Here is a 21,910-nt window from a genome sequence, read left to right as displayed (position 1 = left end):
AAGTAACATGCAAATACTTGCTCAAGATGCACTTGCGCCCGAGCTGCAACGCGAACCGGTTGTTTCCTTTCGAAATGTTAGGAAGGACTACGGCGCAATCACGATTGTACCCGACTTTTCGCTTGAAATCCGCCGTGGCGAGTTGGTGTGTCTTCTCGGCCCGTCCGGGTGCGGCAAGACGACGAGCCTACGGATGCTGGCTGGGTTTGTCTCCCCAACGAGCGGAGATATCCTGATCGACGGCCGAAGTGTGACGCACGTTCCGGCGTATAGGCGCGACGTTGGCATTGTCTTCCAAAACTATGCGCTTTTTCCACATATGACTGTGGCCAAAAACGTGGAGTATGGGCTGGTGAATATCGGCATGAGGAAGCAGGAACGGCTGAGCCGCGTTCAGGACATGCTTCGCCGGGTGGAGCTGCAGCATCTCGCCGGCCGCTACCCGCGTGAGCTTTCCGGAGGTCAGCAGCAACGCGTCGCGCTTGCCCGGGCACTCGCCCTTCAGCCGAAGGTTCTCCTGCTAGACGAACCCTTCTCCAATCTGGATGCGCAGCTTCGCGTTCGTCTTCGCGAGGACCTCCACAACCTCATCCGTAGCCTCGAAACGACTACTCTTTTTGTAACCCACGATCAAGATGAGGCGCTCACACTAGCCGACCGTATCGTCGTCATGAACAAGGGCGCGGTGGAGCAGATCGGTAGCCCAGAGGAGATTTACGATGCTCCAGCCACGCGATTCGTGGCTGAGTTCATCGGACAATGCTCTCTGTTGGATGGACAGATCCTCGAGGGAGGCGAATTCAAAGCCGATGATGGATTGTGTTTGCTAGCCTCGGGCCACGCCGGAAAAGTCACCGCCGTCATCCGGCCCGAGAATGTCAAGAAGGCGCATGAGTTGCCTCGGCAAACGGCTCATCGCGCGAGGATCGAGGCGAGTGACTATCATGGCTCCCTTACCCGGCTCCAGCTTCGCCTGGACGGATCCAAACTGATCATGGATACCCAATTTCCCGTCGGTCAAAAGCCGAGGCCCGGCGAGCAGATCGACGTATCCATTGATCCAGCAGGAGTCCGATTTGTACCCCGAGTCCAATGATCAGAGCGCCAACTTGCGAAGTGCAGCCAAGTTTTGAAGAACTGTTTAGGAGGGGATGATGAAAAGACGTGACTTTCTTGTACTCGGTGCTGCTTCTGCTTTGACGACCGTTGCATCGCCAGCCGTCTACGCTCAGCAGAAGAAATTTGCCGGCGTTACACTTCGAATCAATGGCTACGGAGGCACGTACGACAAAGCCCTGATCGAGGGCGTTGCAAAACCTCTCGAAGAGAGTACCGGCCTCAAGATCGAATATATCCCTTCGAGCCCTAGCATCGACTTAGCGAAGCTTATTTCCAGCAAAGCCAACCCCCACATTGATCTCTTTATGGCGGATAGCCCGCTCATGCCTCAAGCAATTGCGGGAGATGTTTTGGAGAGCTTTGGCCCGTCCGATGCCCCCAATCTTTCGCGTGTCCTTCCCGGTTTTCGTGAGTTCGGCGACTATGGCGCGCCATTTAGCGTTGCTTCGATCGTGCCCGTTTACAACGTTAATACCGTTAAGCCTCCGCTCACGGGTTTCTCCGATATCGCTCGACCCGACTTGAAGGGCAAGGTTTCAACGATGCCGGCCAACGGCTATACCGGCTGGATGGTCTTGCTTGCTCTGGCCGAAGGCAATGGCGGATCATTGGCAAACATGGATCCAGCCTTCAAAATCATCGCCGCAGCTAAGGATAACATCATCGCGACACCGCCTAGCTCCGTCACGCAACTGCAGGCCTTTACACAGGGTGAGGCGCAGGCCGGTACATTGTGGGATGGTCGGGCGTACGAGGCGCGGAAATCGGGAACGCCGTTGGAAACGGTTGTCGCGCGAGAGGGCATCTACGCCGTCACCTCGTATACGAACATCGTGCGGGGCGGGCGCAATAAAGAGGCTGCCCTGGCCTACATCAATCAGCTTCTTTCCGATCAAGGCATGCTCTCCGTGCCGAAAGCGCTCCGCTACGGACCAACCACTGATGTGGCTCTAGGCGCCCTCGCAGCTGACATCCTTATTAGTTCTCCCGAACGGGCGGCATTGAAGCGGCCGATTGACTGGAAAGCTTTGATGCAGCAGGGCACGGCTCTCGGCGAGAGGATGACGAAGGAGCTACGAGGCTAGTATTTGCGAAACTGCGCCATCGCTCCCGCATCTGCGCATGTCTTCAACAGGTTGCCGTTGTAGCGAGCGGAACGAAGAGCGAGATTGTTATCGGCGCATCCACAAGGGTTGGGAAGGACGCTGCTAGCCGAAGGCCATCGCAGAGTGACGCTGCTTTCTTGCCGGGAAGGGTTGTGCCAACAGGCACAAATCAGCAGCGGGCGCTGCTTGGCTTGTTTCTGCGGGGAGTCATTCTCGACGAAACTGTGGTCTCGCGGCGACTGCGCTCGATCGTACAGCGCGGCTGCGAGGATTTATGAATGGGCACACCCAGAATTGCCTTAAGCTCAGCAGTCGCACTGAACGCAAAGGTGTTCTTGCGCCTTCGGAGGATGGTCTGCCCAGCAGCGGTCTGGATTTCGATTTCCTAGTCGCCGCGTCATCGCCGCCGCACAGTGTTAGTCTTCATCGCAATTCCATCGGGTGTAAGCAGGCGAATAGAGAGCAACGGGTTCTGAAGTGCGGCAGATAATCCGAGATACAGCGTGCGGCGTCGTTCACAAATTGACCAGCGGCGACGTATCGCCGCTCGAGCTCCTGGGCGTGCTAGAGGAACGGATTGCGGAGGTGGACGGTAAGCTAAACGCACTCCCAATCTTGTGTTTCGATCGCGCGCGCGAGCACGCTGAGGCGATCATGAAAAAGCCCGTGAGCGAGCGCGGTCTCCTCTGCGGTCTGCCTGTACCGATCAAAGACCTCACAGACGTCGCTGGTGTGCGCAACACTATGGGCTCGCTGATTTTCAGGGATCATGTCCCCGCTCGGTCAGATATCCTTGTCGAGCGACTCGAAGAGAGCGGCGCGCTGGTCTATGCTAGGTCGAACACCCCCGAGTTCGGGGCCGGCGCCAATACTTTCAACGACGTGTTCGGGCCAACACTCAATCCATGGAATACGTCGCGATCGGCGGCTGGCTCCTCCGGCGGAGCTGCGGTTGCGCTTGCCACTGGGACGGCATGGCTTGCTCACGGGTCCGATATGGGGGGCTCGCTCCGGAATCCGGCAAGCTTCTGCAGCGTGGTTGGCCTGCGGCCCAGCATCGGCCGGGTTGCGCACACACCGAAGTTCAAGGTCGACCGTAACCTTGGTGTGCCGGGACCTATGGCCCGCAACGTGGAGGATGTTGCGCTGATGTTGGACGCGATGAGCGGTGAACATCTTGGAGACCCGCTGTCGCTTCCAAAGCTGCCGCACTCGTTCCTTTCGGCCGCCCGATCGGGCAAAAAGCCGCGACGGGTCGCCTATTCACCCGATTTCGGCATCACTCCGGTGGATCCCCAAGTTGCGGCAATTACGCGCCGGGCCGCTGCACGATTGGTCGAAGCGGGTGTAATCGTCGAGGAAGCGCATCCGGACTTCCGTGAAGCCCAGGAATGCTTTCACGTGCTGCGCGCCTTTGATTTCGCAGTCAGCAAAGCTGGCCTGTTGCGCAGCCACCGTGATCTACTCAAGCCAGAGGTCATCTGGAATATTGAGGAAGGCTTGAAGCTTACGGTCGAACGGATCGAGCGCGCCGAGGCACAACGGCTAGCGATGATGACGCGCGCAGTGGACTTCTTCAGGGAATACGATTTGCTGTTGTCACCTGCGACCATTGTCGAACCATTCCCGGTCCAAAATCGGTATGTCACCGAATGCAACGGTAAGAAACTCGACCACTATGTAGATTGGGTTGCCATTGCCTCTGCAATCACGCTGTCCTGTTGTCCGGCGCTATCTCTCCCCTGCGGCTTCACTAGTTCCGGCCTACCGGTCGGACTACAAATAGTGGCCGCGCCCCGTGCCGAGGGGAACCTGTTGGCCGGCGCCAAAACACTTGAGGATATTCTGGGCCTGCGAGACTGCACGCCTATCGATCCGCGGCCGCAATTGTGAGGATCATGTTGCGCTATCTCTGACGCCGGCGGCACCGTTGTGGTGGCCTTCCCGGAGATCATCCTGTGTACGTGGAACCTTTGTCGTGAACGCATGCTGCTGCTCGACGCATCGACACGGCAGCCAATAGAGTTTCACTAGATTCGAAAGCATGAACAAGGAAGCATAGAAAGCCCGCCGCAGCTTCCAGCGGCCTGCCTTCGTTATGCGCAATCGCCGACCTCGTGCGTGAGCATGCGGCCGCGGCCCGGCGCCATCGCCATGCGCCAGGGCGGACGCACGATGCCATGGCTGCAGCTCGATACCATAGCCGATCGCGTTGCCGCCACTTTGCAGCACTCAGGCGTGTTGCCGCGCAGGCCATCGCGATCTCCGGTGCGAATTCGCTGGAGTACACCACAGTATTCGTTGGCGCGCTGCGCGCGGACGCCACAGTGGCGCCGCTGCCGACGAGTGCCGCGCCCGAACAACTCGCGAGAATGGTGGCCGACAGTGGCGCGGTCTTTTTTCCGACGACAGCGCACCTGCTTTCGACACGGCGCTGTAACGCCTCGCAATCGAACAGCTTGGCATATAAGAAATCACGTGCGGCAAGCGTCGGCACGAGGTTCGGACAGATCGACGGCAACCTCAAACAGAAACGCTGGTCCAATCCACCACAAAGCGAGGTGGCGCCATTGTTCACCGCGAGTCGAGAACGTTCGCAGCCTGGCTTGAGAGAATGAAAGCGGAGCTCGCCGCATCAGGTGCCCCCTAATCGTGTGCTTCTTCCAGTCCCTTGCTCGATGTAGGAGGCTGGCATCTCGCCGCCTCGCGGTGGAGATGTCAGCCTCTCATCGTTCTCGCCGTTAACTCAGGGACAGGGTGCGATCAATTGTCGTTGTGCGTGTGTGTGTTCGTGGGTGTGTAGAAGATCCAAGGCCGGAGGGGGACAGTGTTCTTGCACGAATCATCGACCGGATCGTTGGGCGACTTGAGGAATTGGACGATGAGTTTGTCTCTGCATCCACCGCCCGATCCACCATGTTCCTGCGCCTGCAGCACGACCCGCTGTAGCTTGGGCATCGTCTCGGCCAGCAGTTGGCTCCATCTGATATTGCAGCACGCATCTACCTGTCCATGGATCGCCAAGGCGGGCACGTTGCTCACGGGCGTTGTATTCAGACTTGCGGGCACATCTCCGGCTTCTGGCCACCAGGCGCAGAAGATATTTGTCTCGTAGCCCATTAGAGCCGGCTCACGCTCGATCATCGCCGTGGCTTCTTTCGGCGTTTGCTTGTTCTGCCCCATCGAGCCGCACACATTGGATAAGAAGTGCCCGATAGCGTACGGATGCGGAGAACGCGTGTCGACATCGTTCAGACCGAAATACTGATCCAAGGCTGAATAGTCGCCTCGAAAGATGGCCTCCAGCGCCTGAGGCAGCCGATCGTAGATGCTCGGAAAGTCGGGGTTACCTGCGTAATACAGGGTCGAAAGGAAGGTGGCCCCGTCGATCTTGATCTTGAGTTTGCCCTCGGGTTCAACTTGACTGGCGACAGTGGTTACATACGGCTTCGCGTCGAGGATCGCACGAGCTCGATCCGCAGCGTGCAGGTAACCGGGGAATCTCTTTGCACATTCCGCGTTGTCGCGCACGCAAATGCCCAGGATGTCATTGACGATATTCTTCGCTGTGATTAGCTCATCGAATTGTGGTCGGTCTCTGAGAGTGGTGAGCCACGGGAATGCGAAAATCGCCGATCGCACATGGTCGCCATAGTACTTCAAGTAGGTTGCAACTGAGCCGCCCCCGGTCGAAATGCCGTAGATGTCGATAGTCTGAAAACCAAGCGCCTTGCGGATCTCATCGTAGTCTCGAGTGATGTGATAGTCGGTGTATTCGCGAACGTCGACTCTCTGGCTCTTAAGCGTCTCATAGCACAACGTGACAAGGTCACTTCTTTCCTTAATCCGCTCGCGAAGACCTTCTAAGCCGTAAATCTTGGGGGCATATTTGCGACTGTACCATCCCGGACAATCCAGAACTGGCGTCGCGAGCTTCAGCCCCCGACTCTCAATGACTACAACCGGATGCGGTTGGAAGACCTGCAACCTCGATCGGACCGTATTCTCGCTCATGTCGAGGCTAGATAAACCCGGTCCGCCGGGGAAGTAGAACACCGGGGTGAGATTCGGGTCGGTGAAGCTATCCTTTAACACCGCAAGTGGGAGCGTCACCGTCCTGCTGTTGGGGTGGTCCCAATTCTCCGGTGCGGTGAACCTATAACACGTAGCTCCCGAGTTCGTGAGAGCTTGCGTTGCGCAGCCCGACGGCTGCAGCCCGGCGGCTTGGCTGGCCGAGCTGAAAGGCGTGCCTGCTAGTGCAACCAGGACAGCTGAGCAGGCAGCAGTCGCGCCGCGCATTACAGTGCGAGCTAACATCATTCCCTCCTGGGTGCGGGTATCGGTCCACGATGGACACACCCGAAAGTGGGGCATGGTAGTGTCGCGGTTGCGCCGAAAACACGCATCCATAGGGATCTATTCGTCAATAATCTGCGTGTTTGCGGGCAAACGAGATAGAAGATGCGTATGGTGCGAGAAGCCAAAAACTAAAACGCCGTGCGATAAGCCGCCTTCTCGAGATCGGAGTGCGGACGACGGCAGCAGGAGGTATTCGGGACCATGACGCGACGGACTCGACGCGCTCGTGGTGACGGGGCCGAAGCTAGGTCTGGCGGCTGAGGAGTTTGTTCAACCCAACTGACTACCTCACGTCTTACGCCGCGGTTTACGGAAATGGTGCAGTGGGTTATCGAGGGGAAACAGCCGTTCGCGTTGTGACCGCAGGGTTCGGCGTCAGTGAACGTCGCGCTCGGGAGTGGCTGAAGATGGTCGCGCGGATCGCCCGCGACACGATGACCGAACACCCGAACCGAGCGAGCTTCCTCGTGGCGAGATGCAGCAGTTCGCCGGGCCGTTCGTGTTAATGGCGTCGGGGTGGCCCGGTCTCGGTCAGGCTCGCAAGGCCGAGCCCGAGCCGGGTCAACCGTCCCGCAACCGTCGAGCGCAGACGGAGCGCGGGGCGATCACCTCCCCGGTCATCCGGCCACTCGCGGTGAAGCGCACCGTGTTGTTGGCTACAACTGCACGGCGGCCTCTGTGGCGGGGGCTCTTGAAATGGTGCAATAATGTGCGCTCAGACTCGAGGGGAGCAGTGGCGTCGTAGGCACTATCCGATAAAGTGTCCCGACGTGAGGTGGGAGTTATTCCCCCGGTGCTTAAGGCCCCGGTGTTCGCATTGCTTTTGGCATGTCGATCGTGATGACGATCGCAGTCGTTTTCTGAAACGCGCTTTGCGGCGTGCCTCGCTTGCCGTGCTAGAACCGACACGCTCGCTTCCGGCTCCTGCGACGGCGCTACCAGCTGCTGCTTCTCCGAACTGCACCAGCTTCGCCGCCGCAGAACCGACGTGATGATCTCGACCCGCCCGTTCGTCATGTGACTACTCCCGTGAATAGTCACATGACTCACACCCTCAACTCACCGGCAGGCAGCCCTGCCGGAGGGGATACTGAGCATCGGCAACTTGCGTGAGTGTCCTTGTGTCCTTGTTCGATACCGCCTTCTCCTGATTCCGAATGACCGCGCTGACACCTAGCCACGCGCCGCTTCAGATATCGACACTTACCAAGGTCGCCTCGGTAAACTCCACGCATGTTTCTGAAGAAACCAAGCACCTCAGCTTACCTATAAGGCAGGCACCAAACCTGCATCCCAGTTAGCATCCAAGTATGGCAAGAGCTGGAGCCAGAAATGAAGTGCTCCCCAAAACTAGGCGAGCCGGCGCTGGAATTTGCCGGGGTTATGCTCATGCCGGCTGGGGCGCCGATGAGCCATTCAACAGCGATATCGGCGCCTTATTGCCGATCGCGCTGTGGGGCCGGACTTCGTTGTAGTCTCTGCGCCAATCCTCCATTATCTGCCGCGCGTCGTCAAGGCTCAGGAACCAGTGCGTGTCTTCAGGCACTCGCTTCTGAACTTGCCGTTGAGCGACTGAAGGTGTCCACAATCGTGAGAACACGGATCTTGCGGCCCGTGGCGAGCTGGTCGTGAACGAAGTCCATTGCCCAGGTCTCATTGATCTGGCGTGCTTCCGTCCTATCCTCGCGCAGCTTGGCCTTCACGCGACGCTTCGGCGCTTTGTTGCGTAATTGCAGGCTTAACTCCCGATAAAGACGATAGACGCGTTTGACGTTGATGGCCCAGGCGTCATGTTGCAGCAGGACATGGACCCGGCGATAGCCGTATCTCACCCGCGGCTCGCAGATGTCCTTGATCCGACTTTTGAGAGCGGCCTGGTCGCCGCGTTTCGACTTGTAGACGTACAGTGCGCGATCGATCCGAAGAGCCGAGCAGGCCCGCCTGATCGAGACCTTCCAGTCACTTCGCACCTTTCGACAAGCTCACGCTTGGGGCCAGGCTTTAGAGCTGTTTTTTCAGCACATCCTGAAGCATGGCCTTGTCCAACGACAGGTCGGCGGCAATCCGCTTCAGCTTGCTGTTCTCTTCCTCAAGCTGACGCAGCCGCTTCATCTCTGAGGGCAACAGGCCAGCATATTTCTTCCGCCAATTGTAGAACGTCGCCTCGCTGATCCCGGCCTTGCGGCAGACCTCTGCCACTGCCGAGCCATCTTCAGCCTGCTTCAAAACAAATGCGATCTGCGCCTCTGAAAACTTCGATGCCTTCATGGAACTCTCCTCGTCCCGTCAGGGATCATAAATGGAAAATTCCAGTTCAAACTGGCCTAAATTGGCGGGGGCACGTCAGAAATTGGATTGCCACCTTTTGAACACGCAAGGGCAAGACGTTGGCGGTCCTGGCTCCAGACGACTACTCGACACACACCTCATTGCCTTGTTAGTTGAAATCCGTCGAAGAAAGGCGGCAGAACGCAGGATTTGCGCGTGGCCGGCCCGCTCATTGCATTAAATTGGATTAGGATGTCGTTACACTCAAAACGCGAAGAAACTGCGAAAGAAGTTGCAGGGGCGACCCGCTATGAGCGGTTTACTACCTCTGGCGAACGGCCCCTTGCTCCAAGAAATGCGCGGACCGCTTCAAGGCACGCGAGGAGGCCGACCATCGAATGCGGTTGTCGTGCTCCCATCATCACCTAGTGTCCCGAGTCACAAGTCCGGAATCGTAGATTCGCAATTTCGCGTCGCTGTGCCAAGGCTGGAGGCAGCAACAGTGACGGAGGGTCTGATGGCGGTCCGGCAACTTGCCTCCCTGACATTGAGTGATGAAGAGCGCGCCGAACTGAAGGCGCTGACGACGCGGCGGAAGACGGCGCAGGCGCTGGCTCTGAGAGCCCGGATCGTGCTGACCTGCGCGGAAGTCGCCGACATCGCATCGCTGACGAGTCTCGTTGACGGAGCGCATTTCAGCCGCCAGTTCCGAAATTACTCGGGGAGTCGCCGTCGCACTGGCGCAAACGAATGCCTTCGACCGAGGCCGACTCGCTGGGCGGCATGTCTGATTGGAGTCATCCACAGACAAGGCCTCGGGGTCGCAAACGTGGGCGAGTCGCTCGAGCAACGCACAGAATCTTGGCCATCAGCGATATTCTCCTCGCGAAATGGCGCAATTCTACTCGCATTGAGCCGGTCTGAAGCCTCATGCTTCCGGCCAACGTCGAGGATACGCCATGCGCTTTTCTTTTGTGAGCCTGCTTCGCCAGGCCTTCGCCGGCAATATGGGTTGGCCAGAGCAATGGCGTTCGCCGGAACCCAAGGCCGCATACGATGCGGTTATTGTCGGCGCCGGCGGACATGGCCTCGCGACCGCCTATTACATGGTCAAGGAGCATGGCCTCACGAATATCGCCGTGATCGAAAAGGGCTGGCTGGGCGGCGGCAACACCGGTCGCAATACCACGATCATCCGCTCGAACTACCTCTGGGAAGAATCCGAGGCGCTTTACGAGCACGCGCTGAAACTATGGGAAGGTCTCAGCCAGGACCTCAACTACAATGTGATGTATTCCCCGCGCGGGGTGATGATGCTCGCGCACAACATCCACGATGTGCAGGTCTTCAAGCGCCACGTCCACGCCAACCGCCTCGCCGGCATCGACAACGAATGGCTGAGCGCCGAGGAGGCGCTGGCGTTCTGCCCGATCTTGAATATCAGCAAGAATGTCCGCTATCCCATTATCGGCGCAGCCTTGCAGCGACGCGGCGGGACGGCGCGGCATGACGCCGTGGCGTGGGGTTATGCGCGCGCCGCTTCGGCGCTCGGTGTCGACATCATCCAGAATTGCGAGGTCACCGGCATTCGCCGCAATGTGAACGGGGCGGTCAGCGGCCTCGACACCACGCGCGGCTTTGTCGGCGCCAGGAAAATCGGCGTCGTCGCGGCGGGCCACACCAGTGTCGTCATGGGCATGGCCGATGTGCAGATGCCGCTGGAGAGTTATCCCTTGCAAGCTCTGGTGTCGGAGCCTGTCAAGCCGATCATGCCTTGCGTTGTGATGTCCAACACCATCCACGCCTATATGTCGCAATCGGACAAGGGCGAAATGGTCATCGGCGCGGGCACAGACGCCTACACGTCATATTCTCAGACCGGCGGCCTGCACATAGCAAGCCACACGTTGGATGCGATCTGCGAACTGTTCCCCGTCGTCCGCCGCCTGCGCATGCTGCGCAACTGGGGTGGCATTGTCGACGTGACCCCGGATCGCTCGCCGATCATCGGCAAGACGCCTGTGCCGGGGCTCTACGTCAATTGCGGCTGGGGCACCGGCGGCTTCAAGGCGACGCCCGGTTCTGGGCATGTGTTCGCGCATACGGTTGCGACCGGCGAGCCGCATCCGATCGCCGCGCCGTTCACCCTCGATCGCTTCGGCACGGGGCGTCTCATCGACGAAGCCGCCGCCGCCGCCGTCGCGCATTGAGGTAACGTCATGCTGCTCATTCATTGCCCCTACTGCGAAATGGATCGGCCGGAACTGGAATTCCGCTACGCGGGCCAGGCGCATATCGCGCGTCCCGCCGATCCGGAGACCATGTCCGACGAGGATTGGGCGAAATACCTCTATTTTCGGGCGAATCCCAGGGGGCTGCACGCCGAGCGTTGGCGACACACCAACGGCTGCGGTCGCTTCTTCAATTGCCTGCGCGACACCGTGACCGACAAGATCCAGACGACATACAAGGCGGGCCAAGCCCGACCGGAGGCGGTGCGATGAACAACAATCTTCGCATGGTCCAAGGCGGTCGGATCGATCGTGGCGCCCCGCTCAACTTCCGCTTCGATGGGCGGCGCTATCAAGGCTATCTGGGCGATACGCTCGCTTCGGCGCTGATCGCCAACGGCGTGCATCTCATCGGGCGCTCGTTCAAATACCACCGCCCGCGTGGCTTCCTCGCCGCCGGCGCCGAGGAGCCGAACGCGCTGGTGGACGTCGATCGCGGTGCGGGACGCACCGCTCCAAACCTGCGCGCGACCCAGGTCGAGCTTTACGAAGGGTTGGTCGCGAACAGCCAAAACCGCTGGCCATCGCTCAGCTTCGATATCGGCGAGATCAACGATCTCGTTCCGGCGGGGCTGTTCAGCGCGGGTTTCTACTACAAGACTTTTATGGCGCCTGTGAGCGCGTGGAAGACGATCTACGAGCCGTTCATCCGCCGCGCGGCGGGGCTGGGCGTCGCGCCGACAGCGCCCGATCCGGATCATTACGCGCAGCAATACGCCTTCTCAGACGTTCTCATCGTCGGTGCTGGGGCGACGGGACTAGCCGCCGCCCTCGCGGCCGGGCAAACAGGCAAGCGCGTGATTCTCGCTGACGAACAAGCGGAAATGGGAGGTGGTCTGCTCGACGAAGTAGACGCAACCATCGACGGACAGTCCGCGCGGGCTTGGGTCGCCGCAACGCTCCAGCAATTGAAGACGATGGCGAATGTCACCTTGCTTGCGCGCACGCAGGCTTTCGGCTACTACGCGCAAAATTTCGTCGGCCTCGCCGAACGCGTGACCGAGCATGTCGCTGCGCCCGATGCACGCGCGCCGCGTGAACGGCTATGGAAGGTTCGAGCGAAACAAGTCGTTCTCGCGACGGGCGCGATCGAACGCCCGCTCGTGTTCCCCGACAACGACAGGCCAGGCGTGATGCTCGCCTCGGCCGCGCGCACCTACCTCAACCGCTACGGCGCGAAGCCCGGCAAGAAGGCCGTGATGTTCACTGCCGACGATACCGGCTATGCGGCGGCGCTCGATCTACATAAGGCGGGCATCAGGATCGTCGCCATCGCCGATATTCGCCGCGCTCCGGAAGGTCCAGGTCTCGTGTTGGCGAAGGCGGCGGGGCTGCCGATCCGATTTGCCACGGCGGTTTCAGGCGTATCCGGACGCGCTCGCGTCACCGGCGCGAGCCTCTGCGCGCTGGGCGCTGACGGTTCGACCATCTCCGGCCCATCCGTCCGCTGCGATCTCGTCCTGATGGCCGGTGGGTGGACGCCCGCGGTGCATCTGTTCTCACAATCGCGCGGCAAGCTGACCTTCGACGCGTTACGTCAAATATATGTCCCGGGCGTTTCCGCGCAAAACGAACGTTCCGCAGGCGCCTGCAACGGCGTATTCGATCTCGCCGCCGCCCTCGCCGAGGGCCATACCGTCGGCGCTGCGGCGGTAGGCGCGCCAACTGAACGCGCCTTCGTTGTCTCGGATGCGACAGCGCCCTCCGGCGGGTTCCATGGCGCAGTTCCGCATCCGCGCGATCCGCAGAAGGTTAAGGCCTTCGTCGATTTTCAGAACGACGTCACCGCTAAAGACATCAAGCTCGCTGTGCGCGAAGGCATGCGATCCATCGAGCACGTCAAGCGCTACACCACGACCGGCATGGCGACCGATCAGGGCAAGACCTCGAACATGAACGGCCTCGCCATCGCCGCCACGGCGCTCGACAAGGCAATTCCCGAGGTCGGCTTGACGACGTTCCGCTCACCCTTCACCCCGGTAACTTTCGGGACCCTCGCGGGCCATTCGCGTGGCGATCTCTTCGATCCGATCCGCCGCACACCAATGCACGCCAAAGCCAAGGCCTTGGGCGCCATGTTCGAGGACGTCGGGCAGTGGAAGCGCGCGTGGTATTTTCCGAAGGCGGGCGAATCCATGCATGCCGCTGTCAATCGCGAAGGCCTCGCTGTGCGGAAAGATGCCGGAATTTTCGACGCGACGACCCTCGGCAAGATCGAAGTCGTCGGCCCTGACGCCGTCGAATTCATGGAGCGGCTCTACACTAATCCTTGGGCCAAGCTCGGCGTTGGCCGTTGCCGCTATGGCCTGATGCTCAACGAAGCCGGTTTCGTCATCGACGACGGCGTCGTCGGTCGCATGGCGAACGACCGATTCCACGTGACAACGACGACGGGCGGCGCGCCGCGCGTGCTTGCGCATATGGAGGATTATCTTCAGACCGAGTTTCCGGACCTGAAGGTCTGGCTGACCTCGACCACCGAGCAATGGGCCGTGGTCGCGGTACAGGGACCGAAGGCGCGCGAAATTCTCGCGCCGCTCGTTGAGGGCATGGACCTCTCCGCCGTCGCAATGCCGCATATGAGCCTGCGCGAGGGCAAGATCTGCGGCGTGCCAACGCGGTTGTTCCGCGTCAGCTTCACCGGCGAACTCGGCTTCGAGGTCAACGTTCCCGCCGACCATGGTCCGGCAATTTGGCAGGCGATCTATGAGGCAGGCCACCCGCATGGCCTTACGCCCTATGGCACCGAGACCATGCACGTGCTGCGCGCTGAGAAAGGCTATATCATCGTTGGGCAGGAAACTGACGGCACGGTTACCCCATCCGACCTCGCTCTCGACTGGGCAATCGGCAAGAACAAGCGCGATTTTGTCGGCAAACGTTCCTTGCGCCGCCTCGACCTCATCGCGCCGAACCGAAAGCAACTCGTCGGCTTGTTGACCGACGATCCAGCGACCGTCCTTGAGGAGGGCGCACAAATCACGGCCGAAGCCACGCCCGTAAAGGGAACGCCAGCGCTTGGCCATGTCACTTCGGCCTATTGGAGCGCGACGCTCGGCCGATCAATCGCCCTGGCGATAATTGCAGGCGGACGCGCGCGTATGGGCGAGACGCTTCATGCACCGATGGCGAGTGGACCTATCGCCGTCAGAGTCGTTGAACCCATCTTCTTCGATCCAGACGGAGTGCGTATCAATGCTTGATCTTTCCCAGACCCGTCGGGCGCCGGTCGATCTACCACCGGCGCCCGTCACGGGCGTCACGTTGAGGACAGCGCCCGCGGCGACCCGATTGTTGCTGCGCGGCGTGGACGCGGTCGCGGCTGCTGGCAAAGCGTTTGGCGTCGCCATACCGATGACGTCGCGTGAATTCAACGCTGACGGCGCGCGCGTAGCGCTCTGGCTCGGCCCCGACGAATGGCTGCTGATTGCGCCGGAGGAGGAGACCCCCGCGCTTCAGGCGAAACTGGAAGCCGCGCTTAGTGGCATCGCCCATTCTCTCGTTGACATCTCGCATCGGCAAACTGCGCTGGCTGTCGAGGGGCGTGGCGCGGAACTGCTTCTCAATGCGGGCGTACCTCTGGATATCTCGCTTGCGGCGTTTCCCGTCGGCGCCGTCGTGCGAACGATATTCGAAAAGGCCGAAATCATTCTATGGCGGCAGCAATCGGATAGCTTTCACGTCGAGGTCTGGCGGTCGTTCGCACCCTACGTCTGCGCGCTTCTCGAAGCGGCCCGCGCCGACAATTCTTCGCTCTGACCGGTAGCAATGAGATGATCAGCGTATTCGACCTCTTCAAAATTGGCATCGGTCCATCGTCGTCACACACGGTCGGGCCGACGAAAGCCGCGGCGTCCTTCGTTGCCGGCGACCTCTCCGAAGTCGCTCGAATTGAAGTCACACTCTACGGTTCGCTCGCCGGGACGGGTGTAGGCCATGCGACGGACCGCGCCATAATCCTCGGCTTGTCCGGCGAAAGGCCGGACACCGTAAATCCCGATCATGCGCAGGCTCTGCTCGCGCGCGTCGGCAGCGAGCGGCGTCTTGTCCTGGACGGTCGCAAAGCGATCGCGTTTGAAGCGGCGCGCGATCTCCAGTTCGATAAGCAGACTCGCCCGCCGCGTCATCCCAACACGTTGCGCTTCGCAGCTTATGGCGACAGCGGCGAATGTCTGAGGGAAGAGCGTTGGTGCTCCGTCGGTGGCGGGTTCGTGATCCCGGAAAACGAACTCGGCGCTGCGCAGCCCGCAAATGGGGCGACGCATTTCTCCTTCTCAAATGCCCGCGAGTTGCTGATCCTCGGCGAACGGCATGGGTTGCCTATCGCCGCGATGATTCGTGAAAACGAAGCCACCTCGCGACCTGCCGACGAAGTGCGCGATCATTTGCGACGTGTCGCGAGAACCATGTTCGCCTGCATAGATCGCGGCCTTTCGACCTCCGGTGAATTGCCGGGCGGGCTGAAGGTGAAGCGCCGCGCGTCCGCCATTTATCAACATTGAAATCGGAACGCCTCGTAAATGACCGATCGGCGCATGAAGTCATGGATTTCCTCAGCGTTTTCGCTATCGCTGTCAACGAGGAAAACGCTGCCGGCGGACAGGTGGTCACAGCGCCGACCAACGGCGCGGCGGGCGTTGTTCCGGCCGTGCTTCGCTACTACCATGACTTCTGCGCTGGCACCTCTGAAGAGGGGATCGAGACCTTCCTCCTCACTGCAACAGCGATTGGAGCTCTGTTTAAAATGAACGCGTCGATTTCGGGAGCGGAAGTTGGATGTCAAGGCGAGGTCGGCGTTGCCAGCTCCATGGCGGCGGCAGGTCTCGCGGCGGCGTTAGGTGGCAGCAATACGCAGATTGAGAATGCCGCTGAGATCGCAATGGAACATCATCTCGGCATGACATGCGATCCCATAAATGGGCTCGTCCAGATCCGATGCATTGAACGCAACGCATGGGCGGTTAAAGCAGTCAACGCGGCCTCTTTGGCGCTGCACGGCGACGGGGCTCACAAAGTGAGTCTCGACCAGGTCGTCGCCACGATGCGCAGACCGGCGCCGACATGCAGGACAAATACAAGGAAACGTCCTTGGGCGGCCTCGCGGTCAGTTGGGTCGAATGCTGAAGAGGAGAAACGCCATGAATGTTGCACCGCAGACACCCAGCGCTGCCGATGATTCTGTTTTACCGGCTCACTCATGCAACGTGACCCCGAGATTGCTCGGGCCATCACGCTAGAACTTGGCCGCCAGCGCAATGAGATCGAACTCATCGCCTCCGAGAGTATCGTTCCGCGAGCTGCGCTTGAAGCGCAAGGTTCAGTGATGACCAACAAATATGCGAAGGGTTATCCGGGGCGCCGCTATTACGGCGGTTGCCAGTTCGTGGATCTCGCGGAAACGTTGGCGATTGAGCGTGCTTGTAAGTTATTCGAATGCGGTTTCGCCAATGTGTAGCCGAGCTCGGGCAGTCGGGCTAATCAAGCCGTATCCGGCGAAGTTGTTGATGTTCCGGATGCTAACCCGGCAGGGCCCTCTCGCGCAGACTGAGCTCCTTGGCGACCGCCCCGATCGATCGACCGCTCAAACCAACTACAGGTGTCCACCCATTTGGAGAAGGTCCACCGACTACAGCGGCCGTCTCACTCGCTGCTTGAAAACTTCCACGCCATCTCTGGAAAATACGCTCAACTACGCAACCTGATGAGCTCGCCGGATTATCCCTCACGGTCTGCTAGCGGCGCTCGGCTTACAAACCCCCGAGACTCCAAAGCTGCTGAACGAACGTCCAATGTGCCAGACGTCCTCGGCGCATGGAGATGTGGGAACTCAGATCGGCCCGAGCGTCGGACAACTATTGGACGCCATGCTCCCACGAACACTGACGGCCTCGGGCCTAAAACCTTCGCGACTTCTGATCGCGCGCAGAATTTCAAAGCAAAAACACGCTATCTCGAAGGCTTTCGTCTGGCCGGGTCGGTTAATGCTTCCGCCAACGGCAAGAATACACTTTCCAGTGAATGGTCTGCTCAAGAAGGGGAGGATGTAGTGAGCTTTTTGGCGAGCCCAGGGCGCCTTGTGCACGTTTCTTCCCGCTTGCGCCTTCCTGACGGTGAAAAGACTGCAATGCCCGGTCTAATAGGAGGTGTCGCGATCGCCGAGCAGCGTGGGGCGGAGGTGGACGCAATGCCAGACTACAATAGTGCTTTTGTAAAATTTTTGAACGTTCAGAAGACCTACGACGGCGAAACGCTCGTCGTAAGGGATATTAATCTAGATGTCGCGCGCGGTGAGTTTTTGACGATGTTAGGCCCTTCGGGGTCGGGCAAGACGACCACCCTCATGATGCTTGCTGGGTTCGAAGCGCCAACCCGCGGCTCGATCTTCCTGGAAGGACGCCCCATCGACAAGATGCCGCCCCACAAGCGCGACATTGGTATGGTCTTCCAGAACTACGCGCTATTTCCGCATATGACGGTAGCCGAGAATCTCGCCTTCCCACTCAAGGTTCGGAAGCTCGGCAGGGCTGAGCGCGAGGCTAGGATCAAGCGGGCACTTGAGATGGTCCGGCTTGGTCCTTATGGGGGGCGCCGGCCCGCCCAGCTCTCCGGTGGTCAGCAGCAGCGAGTCGCACTTGCCCGTGCGCTTGTCTTCGATCCGAAGCTCGTACTAATGGACGAGCCGCTCGGAGCACTCGACAAGCAGCTGCGCGAGCAGATGCAGTTGGAAATCAAGCATATCCACGAGGATCTCGGCGTTACTGTTGTCTACGTTACGCATGATCAGGCCGAAGCGCTGACCATGTCTGACCGCATAGCGGTGTTTAACGATGGCGTAATCCAGCAGCTCGCAAAGCCGGTGGAACTATACGAGCGGCCGTGCAACGCCTTCGTCGCTCAATTCATTGGTGAGAACAATAGGTTGCCCGGCAAGGTCGTGGCAGTGAACGGCGTGACCTGCACGGTGGAAGTTCCGGGGGGCGGAAATGTTCAAGCGTTGGCTATCAACGTCGAGGCAGTTGGCCGATCAACCATACTGTCCCTGCGGCCGGAACGAGTAAGGCTGAATCCGCAACCTGGCTCGCTGCCCAATATCTTCAGCGCGAGGATCGAAGAGCTGATCTATCTAGGAGATCAAGTGCGCATCCGAGTTTCGGTCTGCGGCCAGAGCGAATTCGTGGTCAAGCTGCCGAATTTGGAAGGTATGACGCAAGCCGAGGGGGGAGCGACGATCACAGTTGGTTGGAAAGTGGAGGATTGTCGTGCACTTGACGAACCAGGTGGCACGTTGGACCTCAAGCAATAGCGGAACTGAACGGCATTTTCGCTTAAATCTTCCCGCTCAGGGCGGCATTTAGAGGAGGTATTGCACTATGAACAGATTCTTAAAGGTCGCCGCCCAAGCGGTCATTGCGCTGCTGCCACTGGCGCCTGCCTTGGCGGATGATCAGCTAAGGATCGTTTCCTTCGGAGGCGTCTACCAGAGTGCCGAGCGCAAGACCTACTACGAGCCTTTCGCCAAAGAGACAGGGATAAAGATCATCGAGGACGAATACAATGGTGAGATCGCCAAAGTCCGCGCGATGGTCAAGTCAAAGACCGTGACTTGGGATGTGGCCCACGCGGACGCAGGCCAGGCCGCGGAAATGTGCGCCGAAGGCATCATCGAGGTGATCGACTGGAAACGGCTTGGGCTCGACCGGTCGAAGTTCACCGACCAGGAGAAGAACGACTGCGGCGTTCCTAACAACGCCTATGGCTACATCATCGCCTGGGACAAGGACAAGCTGCCCAACGGCCCGGCTACTATGGCCGACTTCTTCGACCTGAGGAAGTTTCCAGGGAAGCGTGCCATCCAAAAGACTCCGTGGGGTATCATCGAGTGGGCGCTGGTCGCTGACGGCGTAGCCGTCAAGGACGTGTACAAGGTGCTCCGCACACGCGAGGGAGTCGACCAAGCATTCAAGAAGCTCGATACAATCAAAAAGGACGTTGTCTGGTTTACGACGAACGCCCAAGGTCCACAACTGCTCGCCGACGGCCAAGTCGTCATGGTAACGGCAACGAGCGGCCGGATTCTCGAGGCAATCAAAAACTCTGGCAAGCATTTTGAGATGATGTGGGACGCCCCGCTAGTCTCTACAACTCTCTGGACAATTCCCAAGGGCACTTCGCACCAAGACGAGGCGTACAAGTTCATCTCCTTTGCCGCTTCGCCGGCCCGGCAGGCTGGCCTGACCCAGTACATAAACTACGGACCCACTAACATGGACGCTATCCCTCTGGTCGATCCAGGCATCTTGCGCAACCTTGCCACTTCACCGGAGCACATGCAGAACGCCTTGCTCATCGACCCCAGTTTCTGGACTGACAACGGCGAGGAACTGCGCCAGCGTTTTACTGCTTGGGTCTCCAAGTAAAGGCCCGAAAGGATACGATAGGCGAGGGGTCTTCCGCTCGCCTCAGCAACCAACAGATGAACCAAGAGAGAACCCATGACAGCAATGGCCGCGCAAACTGCCCGCAGCCCGGATGGCAGTTCGCTGCGGATCAAACTGCAACAGGTAGACCGCCGGCGCAAACTGAGGGCGTTCACGCTCGTAACGCCGCTTCTCCTGTTCGTGCTTGTCACTTTCGTCTTTCCTATTGGCCGCGTGATGTTCAACGCGGTCCATGACGAGACACTGCTGCTGCAGCTGCCGCGAACTATGGCCGCGTTGCGCACCTGGAACGGCCAACAGCTGCCCGACGAGGCTACCTTTGCGGCTCTCGCGCACGACTTACGAGAATCCTGGACTCGCAAGACTGCTGCGCTAATCGGTAAGCGGATCAACTATGAAATACCTGGCGCTAGTAGCGCCGTGACCTCCAGTGCCCGCAAAGCGACCACACTCTCGGGGGGGCCCTACAAAGCAGCGCTGATCGAGATCCAACCACTTTGGGAGCGGCATGACGTCTGGAGCGTACTGAAGCGCGGACGCTCAGCCTATACGGCTTTTTATCTGCTGCGTTCGTTCGATTACCAGTACGGTTCAGAGGGCCAAGTCGTCGCAACTCCGCCGGAGAGCGCGGTCTTCCACGACGCGTTCCTGCGAACGGTGGGAATCAGCATTGGCGTGACCGCCGCCACGCTGCTGCTGGGCTTCCCGGTTGCCTATCTCCTTGCAACACTGTCGCCTAGATCCAGCAATCTGCTGATGATCATGGTAGTGCTACCGTTCTGGACATCAGTATTAGTGCGTACAACGGCCTGGGTCGTTCTTCTGCAGGAGCACGGCATCATCAACGACACGTTACTGGCGCTACATTTTATATCACAGCCCGCTGAGCTGATCTTTAATCGTGTCGGGACCGTAATTGCGATGACGCACATCCAGCTTCCTGTCACGCTATTACCAATATACAGCGTAATGAAGAACATCTCCCCCAGCCACCTTCGGGCAGCTCGCTCGCTCGGCGCCGGCCCGTTCTACGCCTTCTGGAAAGTATATTTCCCGCAAACGATGCCTGGTGTTGCTGCAGGCTGCCTGCTGACTTTCATTCTCTGCCTTGGTTACTACATCACGCCCGCACTAGTAGGAGGCCCCGCTGACCAAATGGTCGGCTATTTCGTCGCTCGCTATACCACCGACGAGCTCAACTGGGGTATGGCTTCAGCCCTCGGTGCCATCCTACTTGCCGGCACCCTGGTGCTCTATTGCCTGTTCAACAAGCTGGTTGGCGTCGACCGGGTCCGACTGGGGTAAAAGCGATGACTGTCTCCGCCTATAGATCTCCAATCGAAAGGACTTGGTACTTCCTTCACCGGGTGCTCGGTGGGGCGGTCCTGCTGTTCCTTCTTGCGCCCATCCTCGCGATCGTGCCGCTCTCTTTCAACTCGGTGCCGTTCTTCACCTATCCGATGCAGTCGTTGTCGTTGCGGTGGTATCAGGAGTTCTTCTTAACAACCCGATGGCAGGGCGCGCTGTTCAACTCCATATTCATAGCCTTCTCGGTCACCCTGCTCGCGACCATGCTCGGCACTTTAGCCGCTGTTGGGCTCAGCCGGCCGAATTTTCCCTTTCGAACGGCGGTGACCGGTCTTTTGATCTCTCCTATGATTGTGCCAACAGTGATCACAGCGGTCGGCCTGTACTTCTTCTACGCCGAAGTTGGATTGCTGAATTCTTACGCGGGGCTAATCCTCGCGCATACGATGCTGGCGACCCCCTACGTGCTCATCACCGTGACCGCGACGCTCAGCGGTTTCGATCGCTCCCTCGCTCTTGCCGCAGCGAGCTTGGGAGCGTCGCCGATCCTCGTGTTCTTCAGAGTAACCATGCCACTAATCCTGCCCGGCATGATTGCCGGCGCCCTGTTCGCTTTTATCACCTCTTTTGACGAGCTAGTCGTGGCGCTCTTTGTGGCGGGTCCCGAGCAGCGAACGCTGCCAAGAGTCATGTTCTCTGGTATCCGCGAAGAACTTAATCCTACGATCACCGCGGCAGCGACAGTGCTAATCTTCGTCGCGGCCGGGATGCTGATCACCCTCGAACTGCTGCGCCGCCGCGCCGAGAGGCTGCGCGGCATCTACAATACGACCCAGATCTCCAAGTGAGTAGATATCTCTATTCGATGCTGCCGGTTTAGCCTCTCGTGTACGCGCAGGGAGGTTACGTCATTCGAATCTACCGACGAGGGGCCTCTATAAACGCATCGTCCGGAACGGATAGCTATTGCTTTCGCCGGGCTCGCGCTGGCTACTGCGAACGCTGACGAACGGCACCTGGA

13 protein-coding genes and 3 pseudogenes are annotated in these 21,910 nt (G+C 59.4%); 14 read left to right on the top strand and 2 right to left on the bottom strand.

Features of this window, described 5'->3' with window-relative positions; genetic code table 11:
* Positions 1 to 7 precede the first annotated feature (7 nt).
* The 4 genes from BcanWU425_RS33090 (at position 8) to BcanWU425_RS33075 (ending at position 4,843) form a co-directional block, all read left to right on the top strand.
* Positions 8 to 1,096, top strand: a complete 1,089-nt coding sequence (locus BcanWU425_RS33090; protein WP_231189282.1) for an ABC transporter ATP-binding protein — start codon at positions 8 to 10, stop codon at positions 1,094 to 1,096.
* A 58-nt stretch (positions 1,097 to 1,154) separates the two neighbouring features.
* Positions 1,155 to 2,204, top strand: a complete 1,050-nt coding sequence (locus BcanWU425_RS33085) for an extracellular solute-binding protein (RefSeq protein ID WP_231189279.1) — start codon at positions 1,155 to 1,157, stop codon at positions 2,202 to 2,204.
* Positions 2,205 to 2,702: 498 nt separating this feature from the next.
* Complete coding sequence (locus tag BcanWU425_RS33080; protein ID WP_231189277.1) at positions 2,703 to 4,118, top strand: amidase; 1,416 nt, start codon at positions 2,703 to 2,705, stop codon at positions 4,116 to 4,118.
* Between the two features lie 287 nt (positions 4,119 to 4,405).
* Positions 4,406 to 4,843: an AMP-binding protein gene (locus tag BcanWU425_RS33075; protein ID WP_231189275.1), complete on the top strand. Its 438-nt coding sequence runs from the start codon at positions 4,406 to 4,408 to the stop codon at positions 4,841 to 4,843.
* 145 nt (positions 4,844 to 4,988) lie between these two features.
* Here BcanWU425_RS33075 and BcanWU425_RS33070 read toward each other — a convergent pair whose 3' ends face one another.
* Both BcanWU425_RS33070 and BcanWU425_RS33065 read right to left on the bottom strand, forming a co-directional pair.
* Positions 4,989 to 6,338, bottom strand: a complete 1,350-nt coding sequence (locus BcanWU425_RS33070; protein ID WP_231189262.1) for an alpha/beta fold hydrolase — start codon at positions 6,336 to 6,338, stop codon at positions 4,989 to 4,991.
* Positions 6,339 to 7,971: 1,633 nt separating this feature from the next.
* A pseudogene (locus tag BcanWU425_RS33065) lies at positions 7,972 to 8,852 on the bottom strand (IS3 family transposase).
* Positions 8,853 to 9,811: 959 nt separating this feature from the next.
* On the opposite strand from BcanWU425_RS33065, the gene BcanWU425_RS33060 reads away from it, so the two are divergent.
* From BcanWU425_RS33060 to BcanWU425_RS33015, 10 genes and pseudogenes are all read left to right on the top strand, one after another.
* On the top strand, positions 9,812 to 11,062 hold the full coding sequence (locus BcanWU425_RS33060) for a sarcosine oxidase subunit beta family protein (protein ID WP_231189259.1): 1,251 nt from the start codon (positions 9,812 to 9,814) through the stop codon (positions 11,060 to 11,062).
* A gap of 9 nt (positions 11,063 to 11,071) precedes the next feature.
* The gene (locus BcanWU425_RS33055; protein ID WP_231189257.1) at positions 11,072 to 11,356 is read left to right on the top strand and encodes a sarcosine oxidase subunit delta; all 285 of its coding nucleotides are present in this window, start codon (positions 11,072 to 11,074) and stop codon (positions 11,354 to 11,356) included.
* Positions 11,353 to 14,346, top strand: coding sequence for a sarcosine oxidase subunit alpha family protein (locus BcanWU425_RS33050; protein WP_445818644.1), 2,994 nt, complete (start codon positions 11,353 to 11,355; stop codon positions 14,344 to 14,346). The genes BcanWU425_RS33055 and BcanWU425_RS33050 overlap by 4 nt, the downstream gene beginning before the upstream one ends.
* Positions 14,347 to 14,434: 88 nt before the next feature.
* Positions 14,435 to 14,902: a sarcosine oxidase subunit gamma gene (locus BcanWU425_RS33045; protein ID WP_231189254.1), complete on the top strand. Its 468-nt coding sequence runs from the start codon at positions 14,435 to 14,437 to the stop codon at positions 14,900 to 14,902.
* Positions 14,903 to 14,916: 14 nt separating this feature from the next.
* Positions 14,917 to 16,267 (top strand): annotated as a pseudogene (locus BcanWU425_RS33040) (L-serine ammonia-lyase).
* Between the two features lie 76 nt (positions 16,268 to 16,343).
* Positions 16,344 to 16,595, top strand: a pseudogene (glyA, locus tag BcanWU425_RS33035) (serine hydroxymethyltransferase); the annotation flags it as partial.
* Between the two features lie 732 nt (positions 16,596 to 17,327).
* Complete coding sequence (locus BcanWU425_RS33030) at positions 17,328 to 18,446, top strand: ABC transporter ATP-binding protein (RefSeq protein ID WP_231190962.1); 1,119 nt, start codon at positions 17,328 to 17,330, stop codon at positions 18,444 to 18,446.
* 67 nt (positions 18,447 to 18,513) lie between these two features.
* Positions 18,514 to 19,560, top strand: a complete 1,047-nt coding sequence (locus tag BcanWU425_RS33025) for an ABC transporter substrate-binding protein (RefSeq protein WP_231189251.1) — start codon at positions 18,514 to 18,516, stop codon at positions 19,558 to 19,560.
* 75 nt (positions 19,561 to 19,635) lie between these two features.
* On the top strand, positions 19,636 to 20,886 hold the full coding sequence (locus tag BcanWU425_RS33020) for an ABC transporter permease (protein ID WP_231189249.1): 1,251 nt from the start codon (positions 19,636 to 19,638) through the stop codon (positions 20,884 to 20,886).
* Positions 20,887 to 20,891: 5 nt separating this feature from the next.
* Positions 20,892 to 21,737 carry an ABC transporter permease gene (locus BcanWU425_RS33015; protein ID WP_231189239.1) on the top strand — a complete coding sequence of 282 codons (846 nt, stop codon included), beginning with the start codon at positions 20,892 to 20,894 and terminating at the stop codon, positions 21,735 to 21,737.
* Positions 21,738 to 21,910: the final 173 nt, after the last annotated feature.

The sequence above is a fragment of the Bradyrhizobium sp. WU425 genome, from assembly GCF_021052305.1.
In the GTDB taxonomy this organism is placed as follows: domain Bacteria; phylum Pseudomonadota; class Alphaproteobacteria; order Rhizobiales; family Xanthobacteraceae; genus Bradyrhizobium; species Bradyrhizobium canariense_D.
Note: the sequence above shows the minus strand (reverse complement) of the source record. Positions and strands in the feature narration are given on the sequence as shown.